Source organism: Bradyrhizobium sp. 23 (genome assembly GCF_023073295.1).
Lineage (GTDB): Bacteria > Pseudomonadota > Alphaproteobacteria > Rhizobiales > Xanthobacteraceae > Bradyrhizobium > Bradyrhizobium canariense_D.
The window spans coordinates 1-1025 of the sequence record NZ_JADPJF010000031.1; the positions used below are offsets into that span (position 1 = coordinate 1).

1 protein-coding gene is annotated in these 1025 nt (G+C 65.5%); it reads right to left on the reverse strand.

What is annotated here, in order from left to right; all coding sequences use genetic code 11:
- Positions 1 to 376: 376 nt before the first annotated feature.
- On the reverse strand, positions 377 to 1025 hold a 649-nt coding region (locus IVB32_RS04135; RefSeq protein WP_247409888.1), incomplete at its 5' end, for a transposase.

The following is a 1025-nucleotide window of genomic DNA, read 5'->3' on the forward strand; positions in this document are numbered from 1 at the left end:
GTCGTCTGTCTGACCTCAGCCATTCTCGCTTCCTTTCTCGCTTGCGACAAGCCTCTCTGATCCACGCCATGACACGATGCGCCGAGGCTTGCGAGTCCTGATGCGCCGTGCAGTCTTCCGCGCTCATCGACGACACAAACTCGCTGCAGCAAGGCAGCGCGGACGCCGTCGCGGCGCATCTTTCCATCGGTGTGACGGAGCCACATCACAGGCAATCCGGCGCGATCGGTCGGCATCCGAAGATGCATCGTCGCAGGCAAGATAACGTGCGTTCCGTCGTGTTGGTGCTGCACCAGTCCTCATCCGCCGGTGGCGGAGCTCCGTGTTCAGGTCGCGGCCATCACCGCGTCGTTGCCAGGTTGCAGGATCACGCGCCTCATGCGTAGGGCCCGAGCAATTTGCGCTGCTTAGCTGTTATTTCGGCATGCATCTCCGCCGCCGAGGCGTCCGGATCGCCGCAGTACAACGTGCCGCTGGTCCACATCGCATGCATGATCACGGCGAGCTTGCGCGCTACCGCCACCGTCGCCTTGCGGTGCGAGGAGCGCTTGCCCAGCGCCAGCCCCCACGCCTTGACCTTGTCTTTTTTCTTGTAGCGAGTCAGCAACGCGCTGGCCGCCTCGTACAGCGCCCGCCGCACGTCACCGTCGCCCGCCTTGCTGATCCGGCCCTTGACGTCGATAGACGAGCCGGACTGCCAGCGCCGCGAGGTCAGGCCAAAATAGGCCGCCACGTCGCGCGAGCGCCTGAACCGCGAGGGATCGTCGACCGCGGTCATAAAGCTCAGCGCCGCGATCGGGCCGACGCCAGGAATCTGCATGAAGCGCCGGCACAGCTCATGGCCGGCGACCAGGCGCACCACCAGGTCGTGCAGCCGGCAGTACTCCTTCCACAGCGCCGCGCGCGCATTCAGCATGGCGTCGATCAGCTCGCTGACAAGCGCATCGTGGGCCACCGCCTCGCGCACGACTTGCGCAAAGCCGCCGCGCCCGACCCGGTTCAGCCGGATGCCAAACACTTTCAGC